Origin of the sequence: Haloglomus litoreum (assembly GCF_029338515.1) — an archaeon.
Lineage (GTDB): Archaea > Halobacteriota > Halobacteria > Halobacteriales > Haloarculaceae > Haloglomus > Haloglomus litoreum.
Genome location: NZ_CP119988.1, coordinates 1,920,789 through 1,942,822 on the forward strand (window position 1 = coordinate 1,920,789; position 22,034 = coordinate 1,942,822).

Below are 22,034 nucleotides of genomic sequence, written 5' to 3' on the forward strand. Positions count from 1 at the left end.
CACCGGGTCCCAGGTGTCCAACAGTAGAGGAAGCGCGAGAAGCGGCGGTCGCCTCGAGCCTGTCCGTCAGTGTTACCAGTCCGGTTTGTGGGGAAGCAGTACGGCGGCCGCGACAGCCGGACCCAGTATCAGGAGCAACAGCAGCAGTTCGGGCTGGGCGCTCAGCACGCCGAAGAGGGCCCACACCGGTTCCCGTCCGGCGCCCATGGCCCCCACGACGGCGGGTTCGTTGTACCACAGGATGGCCGCCGCCGCCCCGAGATAGAGGACGACTATCGTGACGCTCCGGACGACCAGCCAGAGGACCTTCCGCCAGAGGGGCAGGGCCTGCCACGCCCGGTACCGGGCCGGAACGGCCCGCCAGTCGATACGCTGTCCATCTCCCATACCCCCTCCAGCCCTCGCGAGAGCATAATCCCTCCTGCGGATGGGGCCCGCGGTCCGGGACCGGGATGGTTTCGCCCTCGACCCGGGCTGGGCACGGGAGTCGCCCCTCCGACGGGCGCTGGCGCGTCCCTACTGCTCGGGTGCGGCGGGACCCCCAGACCGCGCCAGGACGTATGTGTCGACGGCCCACTCGTGGGGCCACCCGGGACCGTTATAACCCGTCCCGGCAAAACGTCCTCTATGCCGGACTGCCCACTCGCGGAGGATTGCCCCAGTTTCTCCGAGCGCATCGAGGGGATGGGCTGTCAGCACTACGGCGACCGTGGTGGCGCCGAGTGGTGTCAGCACTACAACCAGCCGATCCGCGACCTGAAGTCCCAGCCGGTCAAGCCCGGTGAGGAGATCGTCGTCACCGTCGAGGACATCCACGAGAGCGGCGCGGGCGTCGGCCGCACCGAGGACGGCTTCATCGTCCTGGTCGACGGCGTGCTCCCGGACGCGCGGGCGAAGGTCCGCATCGACACCGTCCGCTCAAGCCTCGCCTGGGCCGAGGAGGTCGAGCGGCTCCCGATGGAGGACGAGGACGCCGCGGACGACGAGGACGACGGGCCGGGTGTCGACGATGCGGACCCTGCAGCCCAGCCCGACGAGGCCGAGGACGAGGCGGAGGGCGAGCAGAGCCGGCGCGCCAAGCGCGAGCGACTGGGCAGCCGGGACAACTTCTGGGGCAAGGACGACTGACGTGAGCGACCAGCTCCCCGACGTCGACGCCATCCTCGCGGAGGTGGGGTTCGACGCCGAGACGAGCGTCCTCACCCGGCGGCAGGCGGAGGTGCTGGTCTACCGCGAGCGGGGCATCGCACAGGCCGACATCGCCGCGGAGCTGGGCACCTCCCGGGCGAACGTCTCCTCGGTCGAGGCCAGCGCTCGCGAGAACGTCGCGAAGGCCAGAGAGACCGTCGCCTTCGCCGAGGCGCTCGACGCACCCGTTCGCATCGCCATCGACGCGGGAACCGACCTCTACGACGTTCCGAACCGGGTCTACACCGCGTGCGACGAGGCCGGAGTGAAGGTGACGCGCACCGCGCCCGAGCTGATGAAACTGGTCGGTGACGCCGCCGGCGACGCCGTACAGGGCCGGCAGGTCCGCACGGACATCACGGTCGCCGTCACGAACGACGGACAGGTGACGGTCCGGCGCTCCTGAACGCCCCTCGCGTGGGGGGCTGTGGGGTCGTGACCGCCGACGGAGTTATTCCGGTCGGGCACAACGGCTAGCCAGATGAGTGACCGGTTCGTGGTGGGACTGGGAGCCGGGGCCGACGGTAGAGCGGCCGTCCGCGCTGCGCTGGCTCGGGCCACGGGGGAGACCGACAGCGAGCCCCGAGACGCATCGTTCGCCGTCGTGTTCGCCTCCCCGGAGTACGACCCCGGTGAGGTGGCACGGACGGTGCGGGAGGCCACCGATGCCCCGTTGCTGGGGAGCACCTCGGCCGGGGAGTTCACACACCGGGAGTGGGCCTCGGGGAGCGTCGGTGTGGCGCTCTCGATGGGCGACGGCCACCGGGTCCACACCGGGCTTGGCCACGGCGTGACCGAGGACGAGGAGGCGGCCGTCCGCGAGGCCACGGGGGCGTTCCCGGACCGATCGGGCAGCCCGACGTCACACCCGTACCGGTCCGTCCTCAACCTGCACGACGGGCTGGCCGGGAAGGGTGAGGAGGTGACGCTGGCCAGCAAGGTCGAACTCGGTCCGGACGTGCGCATCGCCGGGGGGTCGGCCGGCGACGACCTCCGCCTGGAGGCGACGCACGTGATGGCCGACGACACCGTGGCGACCGACGGGGTGGCACTGGGGCTGGTCGAATCGCGGCAGGAACCGGCGATCAGCGTCGCGCACGGGCACAGCCCGGTGTCACCGCCGCTCAGGGTCACCGAGAGCGACGGGGCGGTCGTCCACGAGCTGGACGGGCGACCCGCCTTCGAGGTGTGGCGCGAGCAGATCCGCGACCGCGCCGCCGCGGACGGTATCGACGTGGACGCGTTCGAGGCCGGCGGCGAGGACCTCTCGACGGCGCTGACCAACTACGCCTTCGGACTCGTGACGGGCGATGGGCTGAAGATCCGCTGGCCGGGGCTGACGGACGAACCGGGGGAGTCGCTCCGGTTCGCCTGCTCGATGCCAGAGGGTGTCGTCCTCCGGGTGACCGCGGGGTCGCGCGAGGCACAGGTGGCCTCCGCCCGGCGGGCGGCCCGCGAGGCTCGCGAGTCACTGGACGGCGAGCCCGCGGGTGCACTCGTGTTCGACTGCATCTGCCGGTCGACCGCCCTCGGGGACGGGTTCTCGGCGGCGGTCGACGCGATGGCAGCGGAGCTCGACGCGCCGCTGCTCGGGTTCGAGACGTACGGCGAGGTGGCGATGGACCGCGACCAGTTGAGTGGCTACCACAACACCACGACGGTCATCTACCTCCTCCCACGATGACCCGGGTCGACTTCGGCGAACTGGTGACGGGACTGAGTGAGACCGTCGGCTACCGCCGGGCTCGCGAGGTGGTGGAGGCCAGCGTCGCGACCGTGGGCCCGGGCCAGCAGAGCGACTACTCCGTCGACGACGCCCTCCGGATCTGTGACGACATCGCCGCGACCCACGAGGCGCCGCTGTCGCTGGCCGCCCGCGCGCTACGCAACCGGCTCCGCGTCCGCCGGATCGACCGCTCGGCGACCGACGCCACCTCACTGTTCGAGAACGCGGTCGACCCAGCGGTCGAGGTGGCGTTCACCGGCGAAGGGGCCGTGGTCCGTCGGACGAACGGGCGGTTCGCCGACGCCTTCGGTGTCGACGCTGCCGCGGCGACCGGGTCGACGCTCTCCGAGTTGCCGGTTCCCCCGGACGACCCCGGCGAACTCGAGTCACTCCTCACCTCGCTCCGGGGCGGGGAGACGCTCGACGTGGAGGTGACGGGCGGCACCGACGGAGACGGGGACAGCGAACGGGTGTACCGGTTGCGTGGCATCGGCGCCCTCCAGGGCGAGGAGGTGACGAGTGCCTACCTCGTCTACACGGACATCACCGAGCGGCGCCGACGCCAGCGAGAACTGGAGCGGCGCAACGAGCACCTGGAGGCGTTCGCCAGCATCGTCAGCCACGACCTCCAGAACCCCCTTAGCATCGCGAAGGGCTACCTCGAGATCGCGCGCGACGAGGCGGACGTGCCACACGGCGAGGATATCGACGAGGCGCTGGACCGGATGGAGGAGATCATCCAGGAGATGCTGGTGCTGGCACGAAGCAGTCAGACCATCGAGGACCCCAGTCCCATCGATATCGAGCAGGTTGCGCTGGAGGCCTGGCGCCACGTCCCGACCGGCGATGCGAGGCTCGAACTCGGCGACCTGGGGCGGGTCCGCTCGGACTACACCCGCCTCCTCCACGTCTTCGAGAACCTCTACCGGAACGCCGTGGAGCACAGTTCGACAGGTGATCGTCCGGAGGCCGGCGATGCTGGGGGCGAAGCCTCCGAGCCATCGGTCGGCGACGCTCCCGACGACGCCGGCGAGCCGGTCGAGCCCCGGGCCGGAACGGCGGGCACCGAGGGCAGCGGAGAGGCGGCCGCCGCCGCCGGCGCTGGCGCTCCCGTCACCGTCCGCGTGTGGCTCGATGGGGACCGGCTCCACATCGCCGACGACGGGCCGGGGATGTCGGTCGAGCAGCGCGAGCAGGCCCTGGAGGCCGGCTACAGCACTCGGTCAGCTGGAACCGGGCTCGGCCTGTTCATCGTGAAGGAGATCGCCGAGGCCCACGACTGGGGCATCGAACTCGGCGAGAGCGAGGGCGGCGGGCTCCAGGTGACGATCCACGGCCTCGAGCGGGTGTAGTCGCGTCGACCCCCGCGACGGGGAAGGTTTACCGCGCCACCGGTCGAGCCGTCGGTATGGACCTCGAACTCGACGGCGACGCGGCACTGGTGACCGCCGGTAGCGCCGGCCTCGGACGCGCGAGCGCACTCGCACTCGCCGAGGCCGGGGCCGACGTGGCGGTCTGTGGCCGGACGGCCGAGCACCTCGACGACACCCGAGAGGTGTTGCGCGCGGCGGGCACGGGTTCCGTGCTCGCGGCCGAGGCCGACATCACGGAGAAGGAGGCGGTCGAGGGGTTCGTCGAGCGGACCGTCGACGAGTTCGGCCGCCTCGACCACGTCGTCACCTCGGCGGGTGGTCCGCCCTCCGGGCCGTTCCTCGACACGGACGACGGGGACTGGTACCGCGCCTACGACCTGCTCGTGATGTCGGCTGTCTGGACCACCCGGGCGGCGTACCCGCACCTCGCGGCCGCGAGCGAGGATCGCGACGGCGCCAGCACCATCGTCAACATCACCTCCCGCTCGGTGCAGGAGGTCATCGACGGCCTCGTCCTCTCGAACAGCGTCCGGCGTGCGGTCATCGGCCTGATGAAGACGCAGGCCCGCGAGTTCGCGCCCGAGGTCCGGGTCAACGCGGTCCTCCCGGGCGCCCACGAGACGGACCGCATCGGCGACCTCATCGAGCAGTCCGTCGAGCGCGGCGAGTTCGCCGACTACGAGGACGGCCGCGACTCCTGGAGCGAGGGCATCCCCCTCGACCGGATCGGACGGCCCGAGGAACTCGGCGAGGCCGTCGCGTGGCTCTCCAGCCCCGCGTCCTCGTACGTGAACGGGACCGCGCTGCCCGTGGATGGCGGGAGCCTCCGGAGCGCGTAGCGACCACGGGACACGCCACGAATTCGGTTTACCGCCGTCAGTCGAACTGGCGCGCGCTGGCGGCTGTGCCGCAGGCCAGCCGCCGCGCACGTGCGAGGGGCGAGAAGCGCAACGAGCGGAGCGAGTGAGCACCGCAGGCGGTTGGGGAGGCGTGAGGCTCACGCCACCCGACTGACCGGCTCGCGGTCACTGGTGGATTCGAAGGGGGAGCGCTCTGGACTCTCGCGCCTCGCTGTGCGCTTCCCTCGCTCCCTTCGGTCACTCGGTCCAGTGCTTACGTCGGCGTGCTTCGTCCAGAGCGTGAGGGCTTCCGAGGAGGTTCGGTTGTAGCACACTCGAGAGAATGCGAGGGATTCGAAGCCACACCAGAAGCAGCCATCGTGGCGAACGAGACGGCCTCGATACGGAACCCGTGGCCTTTTGCTGACCCACCCGCAATCCCCCACAACCAGATGGCCCGCTACCACATCGAGACGTACGGCTGTACGTCCAACCGGGGTGAGAGCCGCGAGATCGAGCGGCGCCTCCGTGACGCCGGCCACCACCCCGTCGACGGGCCCGAGGAAGCCGACGTGGCCATCCTCAACACCTGTACCGTCGTCGAGAAGACCGAACGCAACATGCTCCGGCGGGCCGAGGAGCTCGAGTCCGAGGTCGCGGACCTCATCGTCACCGGGTGCATGGCGCTGGCCCAGGGCGAGGAGTTCGCGGACGCGGATGTGGACGCGCAGGTCCTCCACTGGGAGGAGGTCCCGCAGGCGGTCACGAACGGGGAGTGCCCGACGACGACACCCGACGCCGAACCCGTCCTCGACGGCGTCGTCGGCATCCTCCCCATCGCACGGGGCTGCATGAGCAACTGCTCGTACTGCATCACGAAGTTCGCCACCGGGCGCATCGACAGCCCGAGCGTCGCGGAGAACGTCCGGAAGGCGGAGGCGCTGGTCCACGCCGGCGCGAAGGAACTCCGCGTCACCGGACAGGACACCGGCGTCTACGGCTGGGACGAGGGCGAGCGCAAGCTCCCCGAACTCCTCGACCGCATCTGCGACATCGAGGGCGAGTTCCGCGTCCGGGTCGGGATGGCCAACCCCGGCGGCGTCCACGGCATCCGCGAGGAACTCGCCGACACCTTCGCGCGCAACGAGGAACTGTACGACTTCATCCACCTCCCGGTCCAGTCCGGGAGCGACGACGTACTGGAGGAGATGCGCCGCCAGCACCGCGTCGAGAAGTTCCGCGACATCGTCGAGACGTTCGACGACCGACTCGAGCACTGGACGCTCTCGACGGACTTCATCGTCGGCTTCCCGACCGAGAGCGAGGGCGACCACGAGGCGTCGATGGAGCTGCTCCGCGAGGTCCGCCCGGAGAAGGTGAACGTCACGCGGTTCTCGAAGCGACCCGGAACGGACGCCGCCGACCTGAAGGGCCTCGGCGGGACCGTCAAGAAGGAGCGCTCGAAGGCGATGAGCGAACTCAAGCGCGAGGTCGTCCTCGAGGCCCACCGCGAGATGGTGGGCGACCGCCGGCGCGTCCTCTGCGTGGAGCAGGGCACCGGTGACTCCGTGAAGTGCCGTGACTCGGCCTACCGGCAGGTCATCGTCCAGGGCGCCACCGAACACGGCGTCGAACCGGGCGACTTCCTGGAGGTGGAGGTGACGGCCGCGGAGACGGTCTACTGCTTCGGCGAGCCGGTCCGGTCGGCCGCGGAGCGAGGCGACGGCGCGCGGACGCCAGCGGACGATTGAGGCCGCGATTCGCTCCGAATACTCGGCGTTCATCGGATATCGGCGGGTCTGTTCAGTAATCCGTCATTCAAAGGTCTCTTTGTGCCTCCAAGAGGCGTTTATCCCTCCCGGATGGAGCGACATCCATGACGGACGAGCCCTCCACGCGAGACTCACGACCGCATCGTTCCCGGCGTGCAGTCCTCGGCCTGACGGCCGGGGCCCTCGCGGGCGTCGCGGGCTGTATCGACCTCGGAAGCGGTGCCGGCGACGACGAGCCCTCACCCGCCGATCCAACGGCCACGCCGACGCCGACCGACCAGCACACGCCGACGGGCACGGGGCCGGGCGGATCACCGACGCCGGTCGACCCCGAGGACCTGACCTTGACCGGCACGTCGGTCCAGTCCTCGGTGCTGGGCGAGCACGTCATGGGCGGGTTCCTCGACCTGCGGACGAGCGAGGGCTGGCTGGTGTGCGTCGCCATCGGGGCCGAGAGCGGGCACAGACCCGATGGAACCGCGCGAACGTTCCAGCGCGCGCCGGGCTACCCGCCGCGTGGTGCGCTCGAACTCCGGCTGGAGGGCGGCACCGAGACCGCCCACGAGGAGTCGCGGCGGCGGAACTACGCGCTCGTCGGCGACGCGGCAGCCGCCTGGACCGTGTTCGAGCTCTCGGCCGGGGTCGACCCGGACTCGGCCACCGTCGCGTGGCCCGCGGCGGAGCAGACGCTGGGGAGCCTCCCGAGCGCGGCGCTGGACCGCATCGCTGGGGAACCGCCCGCGTTCACGCTCGAATCGTTCGTCGCGGGCGAGCCTGGGACGACGCCCGGGCCGACGCCACACCAGTCGCCGACCCCGGGCCACGACGACTTCCCGACCACGACCGTCGAGTACGAACTCGCGGTCCGCAACGAGGGCGGTGCGGGCAGCTTCCGCGGAGTGCTCGACCACGAGACCCCCAGAGAGGGGTTCATCGCGGACTACAGCCAGGGCGACGTGCGCGTCGCCGCGCCGTTCGAGGCGGGCGAGCGCCGCACGCTCACGGGCGAGTACACCCTCTACCACCGTCAGGAGCAGGCGACCGTGCAGGTCCGAGCGGCGACGGCCGGGGGCGAGGCCACGTCCCGGGTGGCGACGGACGACTGAGGGAATCCTCGTCGTCCGCGCTCAGAGCGCGATGCTCACCACGAGGAGCAGCCCCAGCACCGACAGCATCGCCAGCGTCGTGCCGAGCATCACGCGCTCGCCCAGTTCGACCGGGTCGGCCACCCCGTACCGACCGCCGAGCCACTCCGTCCCGACGCGGACGAGGCGGCCGCCGTCCAGCGGGTACGCGGGGATGCAGTTGAACGCCGCCAGCTGGACGTTCAGCCACACGAGCCAGAACAGGCCGTTCGCCAGCGCGAACCCGGCGTCCCCGAACGCGGCGAGCGGGCCCGTCAGCTCGTACAGCGACCGTGCGGGGCCGACGAAGCCGGCGAAGTTGTAGCGTGCGAGCCCGGTCACGCCAGCGAGCGGCAGCAGGAGGAAGGCGAAGGCCCGCCCGAGGAGGCCATCGGCGCCCGTCGCCGGGATGCCCCCGCCGCGGAGCGCCGTGAGGTACGTCCCCGTGTCGTGGACGCCGACCCCGAAGTCGGAGACGACCAGCCCGGAGATGCCCGCCTCCGGGACGATACCGACGACCGGCTCCGAATCGCCACCGAGAGTGACCGGCAGTTCACGACGGGTGCCCGCGCCCCGGGAGCCTTCCGTGGGGACGTAGGCCACGACCCGTATCTCGTCGCCCGGGTCGCGGTCGGCGAGCGCGTCCGCCAGCGCCGCCAGGTCCAGCGTCCGGTCGCCGTCGACCCGGACCAGGACCACCCGCTCCCCGGCCGGGAGGCCGGCCGCGGCAAGCGCCCCGCCCTCGGCGACCCGGCCCGACAGTCCCATGGCCGCGACGACCGTCCGGGTGCGGTCGTCGCCGTAGCTCGGCGACGAGGGGTCGAAGCCGGGGTCGATGGTCCCGGCCCGGACACGGAGCGTGGCCACCTCGCGGCCGTCGAGGGCAGCCCGGAACGCGTCGTCGCTGGAGACGTTCGTCCCGTTGACCGCCACCACCGTCTCCGGCGTCGTCAACGGCGCGCCGTCGGCTGCCTGGACGACCGTCGGCTCCGGCCGAACCTCCACTGGTGGCCCGTCGGCCCGTTCGACCCGGACCGTCCCGGAAACGTTCGCGAGCGCGGCGTCGAGGTCCGCTTCCGACCGGACGGGTGTCCCGCTGACGCTCGTCAGCACGTCGCCGTGGTCGATGCCGGCATCCGCGGCCGGTGCGCCAGCGAAGGCCCCGCCGACCGCGACCCCCGGGACGGGCTGGACGCTCCCGAGGACCAGCACCAGCGCGAGGAACGCGACCACGGTGAGGACAACGTTGTTGACCGGGCCGGCGGCGAACATCCGCGCCCAGCCCGGCAGGTTCTCGCGCTCGTCGCTGGCCTCGTCCGGGAGGACGTACGCCCCGGCGGGAATCACCGTGAGCAGGAAGAGGCCGACGCTGTCGACCTCTATCTCCTCGACGCGGCAGTAGATGCCATGGCCGCCCTCGTGGACGACGAGCCCCGCGAGGACGGCAAACAGGATCTCCGGCGCGGCCGCCGGCGGCAGGAAGCGGTTGACACCCGGGATGACGAGGACGCTCCCCGGCGAGTCGATGGGCGAGGCCCCGGGGTCGGCGAGCGCGGCCGCCCCCACCAGCAGCACGCCGACCGCCGCGAACGCCATCGCCACACCCACCCCCGCGAGCCCCAGGGTGCCGACGCCACGCCACAGCCGCCGGGGGCGAGCGAGCCGGCCGAGCAGCGCCCGCCCGCGGGTCGACGAGAGCGTCACGAAGGGGCCGGTGACGCTGACGCCCTCCGGGAGCCGCCCCGTCCGTTCCAGGAGTTCCGCGACGGCTGCGAAGGCGACGACGGCGACCGCGACCGGGAGGGCGTCGACCATCGCACGGGGGGTCTCACCGGGTCGCCAAGAAGTGTCTGGGTTTCCACGTGGGGAAGGCGATCGCCGTCGATGGTCGGGCACGACCGGGGCCGTGTCAGGGCCGTTCCAATCCGTCGAGGTTCGCGGTGCCGTCGGGAGCACGGGTCGCTCGCCCCGTCGCGCCGCACGCACCACATCGGTACTCGACCCAGCGCCCGTCGCCCCGCCCCGGCTCCTCGACGGCCGAGGCCGTGATGGGCGTGACGTGGCCGCCGCAGTCGCAGTTGACCGGCCCGACCGCCTCGGCCGTCGCCGTCGTCACCACCGCCGCGTGGACCATCCACTCCCAGGACCAGAACCGCGTGTTGCCGAGGACGTGCCAGTCGAGCACCCAGTCCAGCCACTGGCCGAGGTCCCAGACGGACTCGGCGCCGGCGGTCGCGAGGAACGCGTCGAGGTCCGGGAAGTCGGTCGTCTCCTCGATGAACGCCGGCGTGAACAGGGTCGACACGACGGCCTCCGGGGTCGCAGCGAGCCCACGCAGGGCCTCACGGTCGACCGTCACGAGTGCCGTCTCGACGGACTCACGGTGGTCGCGGATCAGCGACCCCACCTCAGCCGCCGGCTCCTGCTCGGGCCCCATCACGTGATCCGAGGGCCTCCGTCGGGTTGTGCCTTCCGTCCCGCGGTCCCAGCGACCGATCCTCAGCCCCGTCCGGGGTCCGAGCTGGACCGTGATTCCGCGTTGGAGCCCCCTTCAGTCCCCCCGGCGTCACTCGCCAGCCGGTCCACGTCGGGGTCGTCCTTCCACTCGCCCAGCTCCTTCGGGTCGACGTGGACGAACACGTCGTCGACCTCCGGCAGCTCCCGGATGGCCTCCATCACGGCCGTCTCGATGTCGTGGGCCTCGTTGAGCGTCCGCTCGCCGGCCACCTCGATGTGGAGCGAGACGTCGACCTCCGGGCCGACGTAGTGGGCGATGACGTCGTGGGCACCCTCCACGTCGGGATGGTCGAGCGCCCGTCGGACGATCTGCGCCCGGAGGTCCTCCGGGGGAGCGCGGCCGACGAGGTAGGTGACGTTGTCACGCACGATCTCGACGCCGGTGTAGGCGATGGCCGCGGCCACCAGCAGCGCGGCCGCGGGGTCGAGCCACGGGTGGCCGGCGGCCGCCCCCAGCACGCCGAGAAGTGCCGCACCGGCGGCGAGGATGTCGTTGCGGTTGTCCAGCGCGGTGGCGCGGAGCGCGGGCGACCGGCGCCGCTGCGCGACCCCGAGGACGTAGCGGTAGAGCCCGAACTTGACGACGGCCGTCATGGCCAGCACCGCGATGGCCGGCGCCCCGCCCGAGACCGCCACGTCACCGGACAGCAACGCCCCGAGGGCGTTCCGGGCGACGACGCCGGCGGCCAGGAAGACGCCGAGCGCGACGACCAGCGAGACGAACGGCTCGATGCGCTCGTGGCCGTGGGGATGCTCGAAGTCCGGCGGCTGCGTGGTGAGGTAGAGCCCGCCCAGCACCACCACGGAGTAGACGGCGTCGGCGAGGCTGTTGACCGCCTCGCCGCCGACCGCGAGGCTGCCGGTGAGGTACCAGACGGCACCCTTCGCGGCCGCGAGAACGAGGTTGACACCGAGGACGAGCAGGCCCACCCGCCGGAGCACGTCACTCCGGCGTCGGTCCGCGGCCCCCCCCTCGCCGCCGTGCCCGCCGCTCCGGGAGTGCGTCCCCGTCTCGGGGGTCGTGCCTGCCTCGGCGTCGGACATCACCGGTGGTGGTCTCCCCTCGCACTAACCCCTGTCGGGTGCCGGCGGCGCTGGGGTCGGGGGCCGGGTCGAGGATCCGAAGCCATCGCCGTGGGTCACTCGAGGTCGAGGCGGACCGCCCGGTCCGGACCGGGGTCCTCGGCACCGTCCTGGGCGGCGAAGGCGTCGTGGAGTCGGTCGTACGTGTCCTCGAGGGCCTCGACGATGACCTTCGTGTCGGAGACGACCGGCATGAAGTTGGTGTCGCCGCTCCAGCGTGGGACGACGTGCGTGTGGAGGTGGTCGTCGATGGAACCGCCGGCGGCGTCGCCGCCGAGGTTCTCGCCGGTGTTGACGCCGTCGGGTCCGAACGCAGCGTCCAGCGCGTCCAGCGTCCGTGCCTTGAGTTTCGCGTGGTCGAGGAGGGCCTCGTCCGACAGGGCGCCGAAGTCGCCGCCGTGTTCGAGCGGGATGACCATCGCGTGCCCCGGGTTGTACGGGTAGTTGTTGAGCAGGACGAACGCGTGGGCCGAGCGCGCGACGACCCGGGCCTCGCGGGCGTCCTCGCGCCCGGGGAGCGCACAGAACGGGCAGCCCATCTCCGGGTTCTGGTCGTCGGGGTCGCGCTCGACCCACTCGATGCGCCACGGGGCGAACACCTGGTCCATGCCGGCGGGAGGGCCAGGAGGGGTATCAGTCTCCCGGCGGCCGTCCAGCTGTCGGGGGTGATACCCACGGGAACGCAGGGCCACTACCTTCCGGTTGGGTGGACGGCGAACCCACTCGCCCGCTCGCACGGCGACTCGGACGGCACACCAGCAGGCCCGCTCGACGCATGGACTGAACGTTCAGTTCAGAGCTAGAATAAAAGGTTGTTGGCCGTTCAACGGTTTGAACGGTCGAAACGCCCCGGTCGAACGGGGCCAGAACGTTCATCCACGCCTGTCCTGCCGCTTCCGGCTTCATGACCCGTATCCGGGCCGTGAACGGTCCGAACTCCCCGAACCGTCTGGGGTTCTTACGATGCTCTCGGTCCTGCATATCGGTGATGTCAGTGAATGTGCGGTCGGACGACGGGGACATGGTCGAGGAGTGCGCGGCCTGCGGCCGCGAGACGGCCCACCGGGTCTCGGTGGAGATCCGAACGGAGAGCACGAAGGCGGAGAACGCGGAGTTCTCCCGCGAGCCGTACCGGGTCGCGACCTGTCTGGTGTGCGGTGACGAGGACGCGGTACGGATGAACAACGCGTAGACGCTCCGGCGTCGCTTCTGCTGCCCAGGTGATGCGGAGGCCGCTCGCTGCCGCGAGTGTCGCCTACCGCGAGCGCGTCGTGACCTCGCAACCGTCCTCGGTGACGATGACGGTGTGCTCCTTCTGGCTCACCAGATAGCCGTCCTCCTCCTTCAGGACGGGATACCCGTGGACGACACCGTTCTGCTCCAGCCGCCGGAGCGCCATCTCCGCGCGGGAGGTGTCGAGCCAGCGGGTGGCGAACGGGAGGGTCTTGAACTCCTCGACGATCTGCTCCAGCGCCTGCCGGGCCTGTCGGTTCCGGACGGAGGCCTCGCGCTCCAGGGCGAAGATCTCCTCCTCGCTGCCCTCCTTGACCTTCCCACTCCCGTCGGTCGCGAACGGTTCGATGGCGACCACGTCGCCCGCCTCCAGGGTCGCCCCCTGCGAGACCGCGCGGTTCGGGATGTTGGGGCTGGTGTGTTGCTCCCAGTGCCCCAGGCCGTGGCCGGTCAGGTTGACGACGGGGTTGAACCCGTACCCCTCGATGACGTCCTCGACCTCGGCACCGATCTCGCCCGTGGAGACGCCGGCCTCGACGACATCCAGGGCGGCCTCCAGGGCCTGCTCGGAGGCCTCCGCGAGTTCGGCGTTCCCGGAGAGGTCGACCGTCACGGCGGTGTCGGCCAGCCAGCCGTCGACGTGGACGCCGATGTCGAGGTTGATCATCTCCTCGCCGAACGTGGAGTCGTCGTCGACGGAGGGGGTCGCGTGGGCGGCCTCCTCGTCGATGCTGATGTTGACGGGGAAGGCCGGTTCCCCCCCGAGGTCGCGGATGCGGTCCTCGGCCCACTCCGCGATCTCGAGGTGGCTCCCCCCGACCTCGACCTTCTCGGCCGCCTCGTCGCGCACCTGGGCGAGGATCTTCCCCGCCTCTCTGTGCTTCTCGTACTTCTCGTCGTCGAGCACACTCATGGGTCCGGATTCGCCGGAACCCCTCAAAGGGGTTGCGCTCGTGTGGGCCCAGCGAGGCGTGGCCGGCGGGCGATTCGAGCGCGCGACCGGCGAGGAGGCCACCGAGTGACCACGCGGTGCGACGCGAGGGGGCTACCGAGTAGGTATGTTATCTGTTGTCTCTATAGATTATTCTAACTATTGTCGTATTGTGTGCCAAAATTATATATTTCTCCTCCGCGTTGACCGTGCATGGACGATGCCTCGACGCCGGCGCCGGAGGCAGTAGATGGGCCACCCGTCATGACAGGACCAGACGCAGGGGACGCCCGCATCGGGCGCGGCGACCTCTCCCCCACGGTGGCGCCGTATCATCTCCGCCTCGACGAAGCAGCGTACGACAACATCTACCTCGTGGGCGATGTCCACGGTTGCCTCGCCGAGCTGGAGGCGCTCGTCTCCGACATCGACCCCGGGCCCCACGACCTGCTGCTGTTCGTGGGGGACCTCGTGCGCAAAGGGCCCGACAGCGACGGCGTGGTGGAGTACGTCCGGCAGTTGCCGAACGCCTACAGCGTCCGTGGCAACAACGAGGACAAACTCATCGAGGGCCGGAAGGAACTCGACGCACTCGACGACTCTACCGTCGAGGGCTACCTGGGCTCGCTGCCGGTCGTCATCAGCTTCGGGGACGCGATGGTGGTCCACGGCGGCGTCGACCCCCGGCAGGACCTCGCGGACCACGACATCGAGGAGCTGCTCAACTTCCGTGCGGTCCCGCCGGAGAACGGCTACGACGGTCCGTTCTGGTGGGAGACCTACGACGGCCCGACCACGGTGTTCTTCGGGCACACGGTCCTGGACGACCCCGTCGTGACCGACCACGCGGTCGGTCTCGACACCGGCTGTGTCTACGGCGGCCAGCTGACGGCCTACAACTACCGGACCGGCGAGTTCCACAGCGTCGAGGCGTTCGACACCTACCAGAGTCGACCGGACCGCAAGTTCCTGGACCCGACCGACCCCGCCATCTCGGAGTGACTATCCGGGACCCCGGGACCGTGTCGCGCCGGCGACCCGTCCACCCGACCCGAATCGTTTTGCGGCAGAGCGCGGTGGGTTCACCATGAGCGAGCAGGAGTCCTCCGAGCCCGAAGCGACCGAAGAGACCGACGACCCCGGTGGGACGGGGGAGACACGGAACGCTACGGCGGACGCCGACGCCGACCGGGACGGCACAGCAGGGACCGAGAACGGGGCCGACGTGGCGGCTGTCGACGGTCGGACGCCGGTCACGGCCGCACACACGGAGGACGACTCGGACGGTCCGCCCTACGGCCTCGCGCGATACGGCGGTGCGGTCCCGGACCCCCCCGTCGGAGACGACGTGGACCTCTCGGACCAGGCGTTCTACCTCAACCGCGAGCTGGCGGAGCTCTCCTTCCACGAGCGGGTGCTGAACGAGGCGCTCGACGACCGGAACCCGCCGCTGGAACGCGCGAAGTTCCTCTCTATCATCACCCGCAACCTCGACGAGTTCTTCATGAAGCGGGTCGGCGGGCTGAAAGAGCAGCTCGACGCCGGTGTCGCGGAGACGTTCCCGGACGGCCGGAACCCCCACGAGACGTGGCTCGATGCGCTCTCGACCGCGCGCGATCTCTTCGAGGCGGCCGCCCGGTGCTGGCGCGAGGACGTCCGTGATACGCTGGCCGAGGCCGGCGTCCACGTCCACGACCACGACGACCTCGACGGCGACGAGCAGGCTGCGCTGCGGTCGTACTTCGAGGCGGCCGTCCTCCCGACGCTGACACCGCTGACGTACGACGCCAGCAAGTCGTTCCCGTTCATCTCCAACCTCTCGCTCTCGCTCGCGGTCCGTACGCGGGAGGGCGATGGGGACCCGCGGTTCTCCCGCGTGAAGATCCCCGAGAACCGCCCCCGACTGGTCGACCTCGACGACGTACTGGCGACCCACGGCGACGGCACGACCGGCGCGTTGCAGGACGACACGAGCATCCACCGGCCGGCACGGTTCGTCCCGCTGGAGCAGGTGGTGGCGGCGAACCTCGACCTGCTGTTCCCGAACGTCGAGGTGCTGGACGCGGCCCCGTTCCGGGTCACCCGGAACGCCGAGGTCCGCCGCAACGAGGACGTGGCTGAGGGGCTCATCCAGAGCATCGAAGGGGTCCTCCGGGACCGCCGGTTCGCGACCGTCGTCCGCCTCGAGGTGGACGAACGGATGGACGAGTCCACGCGCCGGCTCCTGCTCGACCAGCTCGAACTCGAGGAGCGCGAACTGTTCGAGCGCGAGGGGCCGCTCGACTTCCGGGACCTCTCGCGACTGACCGACCTCGACCGGCCGGACCTCAAGCTGCCGGGCTGGCAGCCCCAGCCACACCCCCGGTTCGCCGACCACGAGGGGTCGGAGCTGTTCGCCGCCATCCGCCAGGGCGACGTGCTCGCACACCACCCGTACCACTCGTTCGAGGGGACCGTCCAGGCGTTCCTGGGAGCCGCCGCGAGGGACGACGACGTGCTCGCCATCAAGTGCGCCATCTACCGGACCGCACAGGACTCGAAGGTCATCGAGTCGCTCATCGAGGCCGCGCGCAACGGGAAGCAGGTCGCGGTGATGGTCGAGTTGAAGGCCCGCTTCGACGAGGCGAACAACCTCCGCTGGGTCCGCCGGCTCGAGGAGGAGGGCATCCACGTCGCCTACGGGAGCATCGGGCTGAAGGCCCACGCGAAGTGCGCGCTCGTCGTCCGTGACGAGGGCGTGAACGGCGAGAGCGGGACCGGCCAGACCGGCGACGGCCCGGCCGCGAACCGTGGCGTCGGGCTCTACTCCCACGTCGGTACCGGCAACTACCACGCCGGGACCGCGAAGCTGTACGCCGACCTCGGACTCCTCACGGCCGACCGCCGCGTCGGAAACGACCTCGTCCGCCTGTTCAACTTCTTCACCGGTCACTCTCGCGAGAACGAGTACGAGCGCCTGCTCGTCGCGCCGACGGGGCTGCGCGACCGCGTGACCGACCTGATTCGGGCGGAGGCCGCCGCCGCACGCGACGGCGAGGGTGCCCGCATCGTCGCGAAGCTGAACGCGCTGGAGGACCCCGCCATCGTCCGGGAGCTGTACGAGGCCTCGATGGCCGGCGTGGAGATCGACCTCGTCGTCCGGGGCATCTGCCGGCTCCGCCCCGGCATCGAGGGCGTCAGCGAGACCGTCACGGTCCGCTCGGTCGTCGGGCGCTTCCTCGAACACGCCCGGATCTACCACTTCGAGAACGCCGACCCCGCGTTCTACATCGGGAGCGCCGACTGGATGACCCGCAACCTCGACCGCCGCGTCGAGGCCGTCGTCCCGGTCGAGGAGCCGGCGCATCGCCGCGAACTCGCGTCCATCCTCGACCTCCAGCTGGCCGACACCCGCCGCGCCTGGGAGATGGGCCCCGACGGGGACTACCGCCAGCACCGGCCGGACGGGACGGCCATCGACACCCATGAGACGCTGATGGCCCGGGCCAGCCAGGGAGCCGCCGTCGGCGACCCCGCCGGGTTCGAGGACGTACCGGTGGACGTGCGCGAGTCGCTGGAGGACTGACCCGGTCGGATGGAGGGGGCGTCCCCGGTCGCGGTCTGCTACAGCCTCACCGAGAAGGGCGCGTCGCTGGGTCCCGTCCTCGATGAACTCGGGGACTGGGCTGACGACCGGGTCGCGTTGCCCGACGACGTACCGGTCGAGGAGTCGGCCTCCCGTCCGGGACCCTGACCCCGCGAGACCGGTGGGGAACCACTATGCCGCGGCCGGACGGAGTCGGGGTATGAGCGATACCGAGGAGGAGCGCGGGCCGATGGCGGCCGCGGCGCGGACCGCCGTCCGGCAGTGTCTGGAACTCGATGCGGACGAGTCGCTGGCCGTCGTGACCGACGAGAAGCGCGAGGCCATCGGCGAGGAACTCTACCTCGCGGGGAGCGAGGTCACCGACGACGTCTCGCTGGTGCGCTACCCGGTCGGCGACCAGCACGGCGAGGAGCCGGCGACGGGCGTCGCCGCGGCCATGGCGGGCTGTGACGCCTTCCTCGCCCCGACGAGCAAGAGCATCAGCCACACGAGGGCCCGCAAGGAGGCCTGCGGCGGCGGGGCCCGGGGCGCGACGCTCCCCGGCATCACCCCCGAGGTGTTCGAGACGGGGCTGGCCGCCGATTACGGCGCTATCGCCGAGGAGTGCGACCGGATGCTGGCGAAGGTGGCCGACGCCGAGACGGTCCGCGTGACGACCGACCTCGGGACGGACATCACGTTCCGGCCCGGGAGCCGGGAGTGGCTGGCCGACACCGGGGATATCGCCGAGCCCGGGTCCTTCTCGAACCTCCCCGCTGGCGAGGTGTTCGTCGCGCCCGAGACCGCCGACGGCCGGTTCGTCGTCGACGGGACGATGGACCCGCACGGCCTGCTCGACGAGGGACAGACCATCACCTTCGAGGTGGAGGACGGGCAGGTGACGGACATCGACGACGAGACGATGCGCGGGGAGTTCGAGCGCGCGGCCGAGACGGCGGGCGATGCCGCCTACAACCTCGCGGAACTCGGCATCGGCACCAACACCGGTGTCACGGAACTCGTCGGCAGTGTGCTGCTCGACGAGAAGGCCGCCGGGACCGTCCACATCGCCGTCGGGGACGACTCCGGTATCGGTGGCGATACGGAGGCGCCCATCCACCAGGACGGTATCATCCGGAACCCGACGGTCGAGGTCGACGGCGAGGCCATCGACCTGCCCGAGGGGGTCTGAGCGGTCGCGGGGCGGTCCCGCCCTCCGCACCCATCACGCTCCGCCGGCGAACCGCTCCAGTGCGGCGACGACGGCCTCGGGGTCGTCGAGGTCGCTCGCGTCCATCGTCCGGGCGGGCCGCCAGCCGCGGTACGCGATGGTGACGGCGCCCTCGGCGTCGTGCTCGACACCCGCGATATCGCCGGCATCGAGCAGGTACCGGACCTGTGGGTTCCCGTACACGAGCGTCGTGTCGCCGAGCCAGTACTGCGTCTCGTTGGCGCCCTGCGCCGCGAAGGCGAACGCCAGCCCGCCGGCACCCAGCAGCGACGGGTCGCGGAGCCACAGCACGGCCCCCAGGACGACGAGGCCGGAGAGCCCGCCCGCGGCGTACCAGACGTACCGCCGCCGTCGTGCGGGTCGTGCGCGCCAGGTCAGTGGCTCGGAGCCGGCCAGCCGTGCCCGCGCCTCGGCGTTCCGTCCCATGACACGGAGGAACCAGCCCAGCACCGACGCGATGGCGCCGCCGACGAGGAGCGGCGCGGCCGGGCCGAGCGACCCGACCGCGACACCAGCGGCGACCAGTCCCAGGCCGCCGAGCGTCGGGAGCCACGACCGGCCCGCCGCGTACAGCGCCCGTGGGCGGAGCCAGCTGGGCGTCCCGAGGCGGGCGAGCGCGGCCGCCACGAGGACCGTGCTCCCGAGCCAGGACCCGACGGCCCCGACGGCCCCGAGGGCAGTGCTCGCGTCGCGGGCAGCGAGCGCCGACACGACGGCTGCCGCCACGACGGTGGCGGCGTACAGCGCGAGGACCAGCCGGTAGGTGGGGCCCGCGTCATCTCTCGGGGACACGAGCGGAGGGGGAGCGCCCCGTCGCATAAGCCTTGCTGGCGGGGAGACGGCGACCCGACGGACTGGACTTTTCCCGGCCGCCGGCGTCGCTCGCACATGGACACCGACACCGGGGGCGGCTCCGGCGACGACGGAGCCCCGGACCGACCGCTCGTGGCGCTCGTGATGGCCGGCGGCACCGGAACGCGACTCTATCCGGCGAGCCGGCCGGGCCGCGAGAAGCAGTTCCTCGACTTCGGGACCGGTCGGTCGCTACTCGCCCGGACCGTCGAGCGCGCGGCGTTCGCCGACCGGACGTTCGTCCTCGCCTCGCCCGCGACGGCCGAGCGCGCCCGCGAGTCGGTCGCGGACCTCGACCACGAGGCGACCGTACTCGTCGAGCCAGCCGCCCGCGACACCGGCCCCGCGCTCGTCTACGCCGCTCACCGCGTCCGCGAGGCCGTCGGGGAGTGCGTGCTGTGCTGTCTTCCGAGCGACCACCACGTCGGCGACGGGTTCGCCGCGACGATGGAACGGGCGGCGGGCGTCGCCGTCGGTACCGGTGGACTCGTGCTGCTCGGCATCGAGCCGGACAGCGCGGCGACGGGCTACGGCTACCTCAAGCCCGGCGACGCGCGCACCCTCGACCACGACAGCGACGGCGACGACAGCGGCTACCACCCCGTCGAGCGGTTCTACGAGAAGCCCGACGCCGGAGCCGCGGCCCGCTACCGGCAGTCTGGCTACCTCTGGAACGCCGGCACGTTCGCGTGGACGCCCGAGGCGCTGCTCGCGGCCGCGCGGGACTCCCCCCTCGCGCCGCTGGTCGACGCCTGTGAGGAGGGCGTCCCCGAGGCCGGGTACGACGATGTCGACGACGTGAGCATCGACTACGCGGTGCTGGAGCGACACGGGGGCGCGGGCGGTGGCGGTGACGACGCGGGCGACGACGAGACGGGCGACGGGCACGACGTGTTCGTCGTCCCGGCCGACTTCGAGTGGGACGACCTCGGGACGTGGGACGCGCTGGACTCGCTCGTCGAGCGGGACGCAGACGACAACGTCGTCGCCGGGGAGGGCCGCTCGCTCGCCATCGACAGCGAGAGCTGCACGCTGGCCACCGGCCCGGACGCCCACGTCACGGTCGTCGATGTCGACGACCTCGTGGTGGCGACCTACGACGGGCGGACGCTGGTGATTCCGGAGCGGCGAGCAGACCGGGTGCGAGAGGTCGTCGACGCGCTCAGGGAACGGGGCGAGTACCCCGGGTGAGGGCGGCCAAGCACTGTCGCCACGCTCCCCGGGAACGAATCCGTCCGCGAGACCCGCTTGCAGGCGGACTGGCTACTCGGCCCCACGCGTGCGGGGCCGCAACTGCGGTCAGGCAGTCAGACGACGCGTCTCACTGATTGATCGCGGCGTCCAGCGAGTCGATGGCACCGCCCAGGGTCGCGATATGCTTGCGCAGGTTCTTCGCGATGGCATCGGCGGGCAGCTCGCCGCCCGAGATATCCTCGAAGAACCCACCAGCGGCGTTGGTGTAGCCGTCGAGGTTCTCGATCGCCTCGGCCTGCCCCTGCCTGTCGTCGCCGGCGGTCGCGGCGGCGTAGTCGACGAAGAAGCCGATGTGGTCGCGCCACAGGCTCAGGAACGCGTCGCGGTTCTCCTCACCGGCCAGCTGACCGATCGCGTCGGCGAGCTCTACGGAGTTGGTGTCGAGCGTGCCCGCCGCCGCCTCGAACGCGCCGCTGTCGAGGCCCGCGGCGTAGCCGGTCTTGACAGTGATGCCGGCCAGGTACACGTGCTCCTGCAGTCCGGCAGTGAGGCCGACGCGCAGCCCCGCTGCCTCCGACTCGGTGTCGCCGTTCAGGTCGAGGGCCGCGGCCAACCCGCTGGACAGCACGCCGGCGCTTCCGACCACGTGGTCACCGGCGGCTTTCAGGTCATCGAACGCGCTGGCCTCACCCGCCGCGAACGCGTCGATCGCGGCCGACAGCGTGTCGATGTGGGCGTCGAGGTTCTCCGTCACGGCGCCGGCCGGCAGCTCGCCGCCCGAGATGTCCTCGAAGAACTCGCCCGCGGCGTTGGTGTAGCCGTCCAGGTCGTCCAGCGCGGCCTGGCGACCCTCGTCGTCGTCCTCGGCGGCCGCGAGCGCGTAGTCGACGAAGAAGCCGATGTGGTCGCGCCACAGGCTGATGAACGCCTCGCGGTTGTCGGAGCCGGCAGCGTTGCCGATGACGTCGGCGAGCTCCACGGTGTTCTCGTCGAGCGATTTGGCAGCGAGGTCGAACTCCTTGCTGTCGGGGCCGAAGCTGTAGGCAGCGTCGACCGCGTAGCCGGCGAGGTAGACGTGCTCCTGCAGGAGCCCCGTCAGCGTCGCGCGAAGCCCTGCTGCTTCACTCGAGGCGTCACCGCCGAGGTCGGCGCCGGTGGCGATACCGCCTGCGAGCACTTTGGCCGACCCCTCGACGTGGCCAGCGGCCTTCTTGGTGTCGGCGTACGGGTTGCCGGTGCTGGTGGTTTCGACGGCGAACGATGCCTGCCCGCCCGACGACCCGGACCCGGACCCGGACGAGTCCGGGGTCGGGGTCCCTCCGCTGTTGGAACTGGAACAGCCCGCGAGGGTCGCGAGCACTGCAGCGCTGCCTGTTTTCAGAACGGTACGTCGATTGAATCGATCG

21 protein-coding genes are annotated in these 22,034 nt (G+C 71.3%); 13 read left to right on the forward strand and 8 right to left on the reverse strand.

The features are described from left to right. Positions 1-72: 72 nt before the first annotated feature. Positions 73-387 (reverse strand): hypothetical protein, encoded by a 315-nt coding sequence (locus P2T62_RS09465; protein WP_276261151.1) that lies wholly within the window; start codon positions 385-387, stop codon positions 73-75. A gap of 240 nt (positions 388-627) precedes the next feature. Here P2T62_RS09465 and P2T62_RS09470 point away from each other — a divergent pair, with 240 nt between their 5' ends. From P2T62_RS09470 to P2T62_RS09500, 7 genes are all read left to right on the forward strand, one after another. Beyond that, positions 628-1,128: a TRAM domain-containing protein gene (locus P2T62_RS09470; RefSeq protein WP_276261152.1), complete on the forward strand. Its 501-nt coding sequence runs from the start codon at positions 628-630 to the stop codon at positions 1,126-1,128. Position 1,129: 1 nt separating this feature from the next. Beyond that, entirely contained in the window at positions 1,130-1,594 is a 465-nt protein-coding gene (locus P2T62_RS09475; protein ID WP_276261153.1) for a Tfx family DNA-binding protein, read from the forward strand. A 75-nt stretch (positions 1,595-1,669) separates the two neighbouring features. After that, positions 1,670-2,872, forward strand: coding sequence for an FIST signal transduction protein (locus P2T62_RS09480; protein ID WP_276261154.1), 1,203 nt, complete (start codon positions 1,670-1,672; stop codon positions 2,870-2,872). After that, positions 2,869-4,266 carry a sensor histidine kinase gene (locus tag P2T62_RS09485; protein ID WP_276261155.1) on the forward strand — a complete coding sequence of 466 codons (1,398 nt, stop codon included), beginning with the start codon at positions 2,869-2,871 and terminating at the stop codon, positions 4,264-4,266. The genes P2T62_RS09480 and P2T62_RS09485 overlap by 4 nt, the downstream gene beginning before the upstream one ends. 56 nt (positions 4,267-4,322) lie before the next feature. Then, positions 4,323-5,126 (forward strand): SDR family oxidoreductase, encoded by an 804-nt coding sequence (locus P2T62_RS09490; RefSeq protein ID WP_276261156.1) that lies wholly within the window; start codon positions 4,323-4,325, stop codon positions 5,124-5,126. A 452-nt stretch (positions 5,127-5,578) separates the two neighbouring features. After that, a complete protein-coding gene (locus tag P2T62_RS09495) occupies positions 5,579-6,877 on the forward strand; it encodes a tRNA (N(6)-L-threonylcarbamoyladenosine(37)-C(2))-methylthiotransferase (protein WP_276261157.1) in 1,299 nt (432 codons plus the stop codon). 125 nt (positions 6,878-7,002) lie between these two features. Continuing rightward, positions 7,003-8,004 (forward strand): hypothetical protein, encoded by a 1,002-nt coding sequence (locus P2T62_RS09500; RefSeq protein ID WP_276261158.1) that lies wholly within the window; start codon positions 7,003-7,005, stop codon positions 8,002-8,004. Positions 8,005-8,025: 21 nt separating this feature from the next. Here P2T62_RS09500 and P2T62_RS09505 read toward each other — a convergent pair whose 3' ends face one another. From P2T62_RS09505 to P2T62_RS09520, 4 genes are all read right to left on the reverse strand, one after another. Next, positions 8,026-9,837: a site-2 protease family protein gene (locus P2T62_RS09505; RefSeq protein WP_276261159.1), complete on the reverse strand. Its 1,812-nt coding sequence runs from the start codon at positions 9,835-9,837 to the stop codon at positions 8,026-8,028. A 94-nt stretch (positions 9,838-9,931) separates the two neighbouring features. Then, entirely contained in the window at positions 9,932-10,459 is a 528-nt protein-coding gene (locus P2T62_RS09510) for a hypothetical protein (RefSeq protein WP_276261160.1), read from the reverse strand. A gap of 62 nt (positions 10,460-10,521) precedes the next feature. After that, on the reverse strand, positions 10,522-11,583 hold the full coding sequence (locus tag P2T62_RS09515) for a cation diffusion facilitator family transporter (protein WP_276261161.1): 1,062 nt from the start codon (positions 11,581-11,583) through the stop codon (positions 10,522-10,524). Between the two features lie 95 nt (positions 11,584-11,678). Beyond that, entirely contained in the window at positions 11,679-12,230 is a 552-nt protein-coding gene (locus P2T62_RS09520) for an HIT family protein (protein ID WP_276261162.1), read from the reverse strand. Positions 12,231-12,610: 380 nt separating this feature from the next. Between P2T62_RS09520 and P2T62_RS09525 the strand changes: the two genes are divergently transcribed. Next, positions 12,611-12,814 carry a DUF7835 family putative zinc beta-ribbon protein gene (locus P2T62_RS09525; RefSeq protein WP_276261163.1) on the forward strand — a complete coding sequence of 68 codons (204 nt, stop codon included), beginning with the start codon at positions 12,611-12,613 and terminating at the stop codon, positions 12,812-12,814. 63 nt (positions 12,815-12,877) lie between these two features. On the opposite strand, the gene map is transcribed toward P2T62_RS09525, so the two are convergent. Then, positions 12,878-13,768, reverse strand: a complete 891-nt coding sequence (map, locus tag P2T62_RS09530) for a type II methionyl aminopeptidase (protein WP_276261164.1) — start codon at positions 13,766-13,768, stop codon at positions 12,878-12,880. A gap of 282 nt (positions 13,769-14,050) precedes the next feature. On the opposite strand from map, the gene P2T62_RS09535 reads away from it, so the two are divergent. The 4 genes from P2T62_RS09535 (at position 14,051) to P2T62_RS09550 (ending at position 18,543) form a co-directional block, all read left to right on the forward strand. Next, positions 14,051-14,788 carry a metallophosphoesterase family protein gene (locus tag P2T62_RS09535; protein ID WP_420028448.1) on the forward strand — a complete coding sequence of 246 codons (738 nt, stop codon included), beginning with the start codon at positions 14,051-14,053 and terminating at the stop codon, positions 14,786-14,788. 85 nt (positions 14,789-14,873) lie between these two features. Continuing rightward, positions 14,874-17,351, forward strand: coding sequence for a polyphosphate kinase 1 (gene ppk1 / locus P2T62_RS09540; RefSeq protein WP_276261166.1), 2,478 nt, complete (start codon positions 14,874-14,876; stop codon positions 17,349-17,351). A 9-nt stretch (positions 17,352-17,360) separates the two neighbouring features. Next, positions 17,361-17,519 carry a winged helix-turn-helix transcriptional regulator gene (locus tag P2T62_RS09545; protein WP_276261167.1) on the forward strand — a complete coding sequence of 53 codons (159 nt, stop codon included), beginning with the start codon at positions 17,361-17,363 and terminating at the stop codon, positions 17,517-17,519. 52 nt (positions 17,520-17,571) lie between these two features. Then, entirely contained in the window at positions 17,572-18,543 is a 972-nt protein-coding gene (locus P2T62_RS09550) for an aminopeptidase (protein ID WP_276261168.1), read from the forward strand. A gap of 33 nt (positions 18,544-18,576) precedes the next feature. On the opposite strand, the gene P2T62_RS09555 is transcribed toward P2T62_RS09550, so the two are convergent. Further along, positions 18,577-19,374: a hypothetical protein gene (locus P2T62_RS09555; protein ID WP_276261169.1), complete on the reverse strand. Its 798-nt coding sequence runs from the start codon at positions 19,372-19,374 to the stop codon at positions 18,577-18,579. Between the two features lie 96 nt (positions 19,375-19,470). Here P2T62_RS09555 and P2T62_RS09560 point away from each other — a divergent pair, with 96 nt between their 5' ends. Then, a complete protein-coding gene (locus tag P2T62_RS09560) occupies positions 19,471-20,625 on the forward strand; it encodes a sugar phosphate nucleotidyltransferase (protein WP_276261170.1) in 1,155 nt (384 codons plus the stop codon). A 130-nt stretch (positions 20,626-20,755) separates the two neighbouring features. On the opposite strand, the gene P2T62_RS09565 is transcribed toward P2T62_RS09560, so the two are convergent. After that, the gene (locus tag P2T62_RS09565) at positions 20,756-21,988 is read right to left on the reverse strand and encodes a hypothetical protein (protein WP_276261171.1); all 1,233 of its coding nucleotides are present in this window, start codon (positions 21,986-21,988) and stop codon (positions 20,756-20,758) included. Positions 21,989-22,034 lie beyond the last annotated feature (46 nt).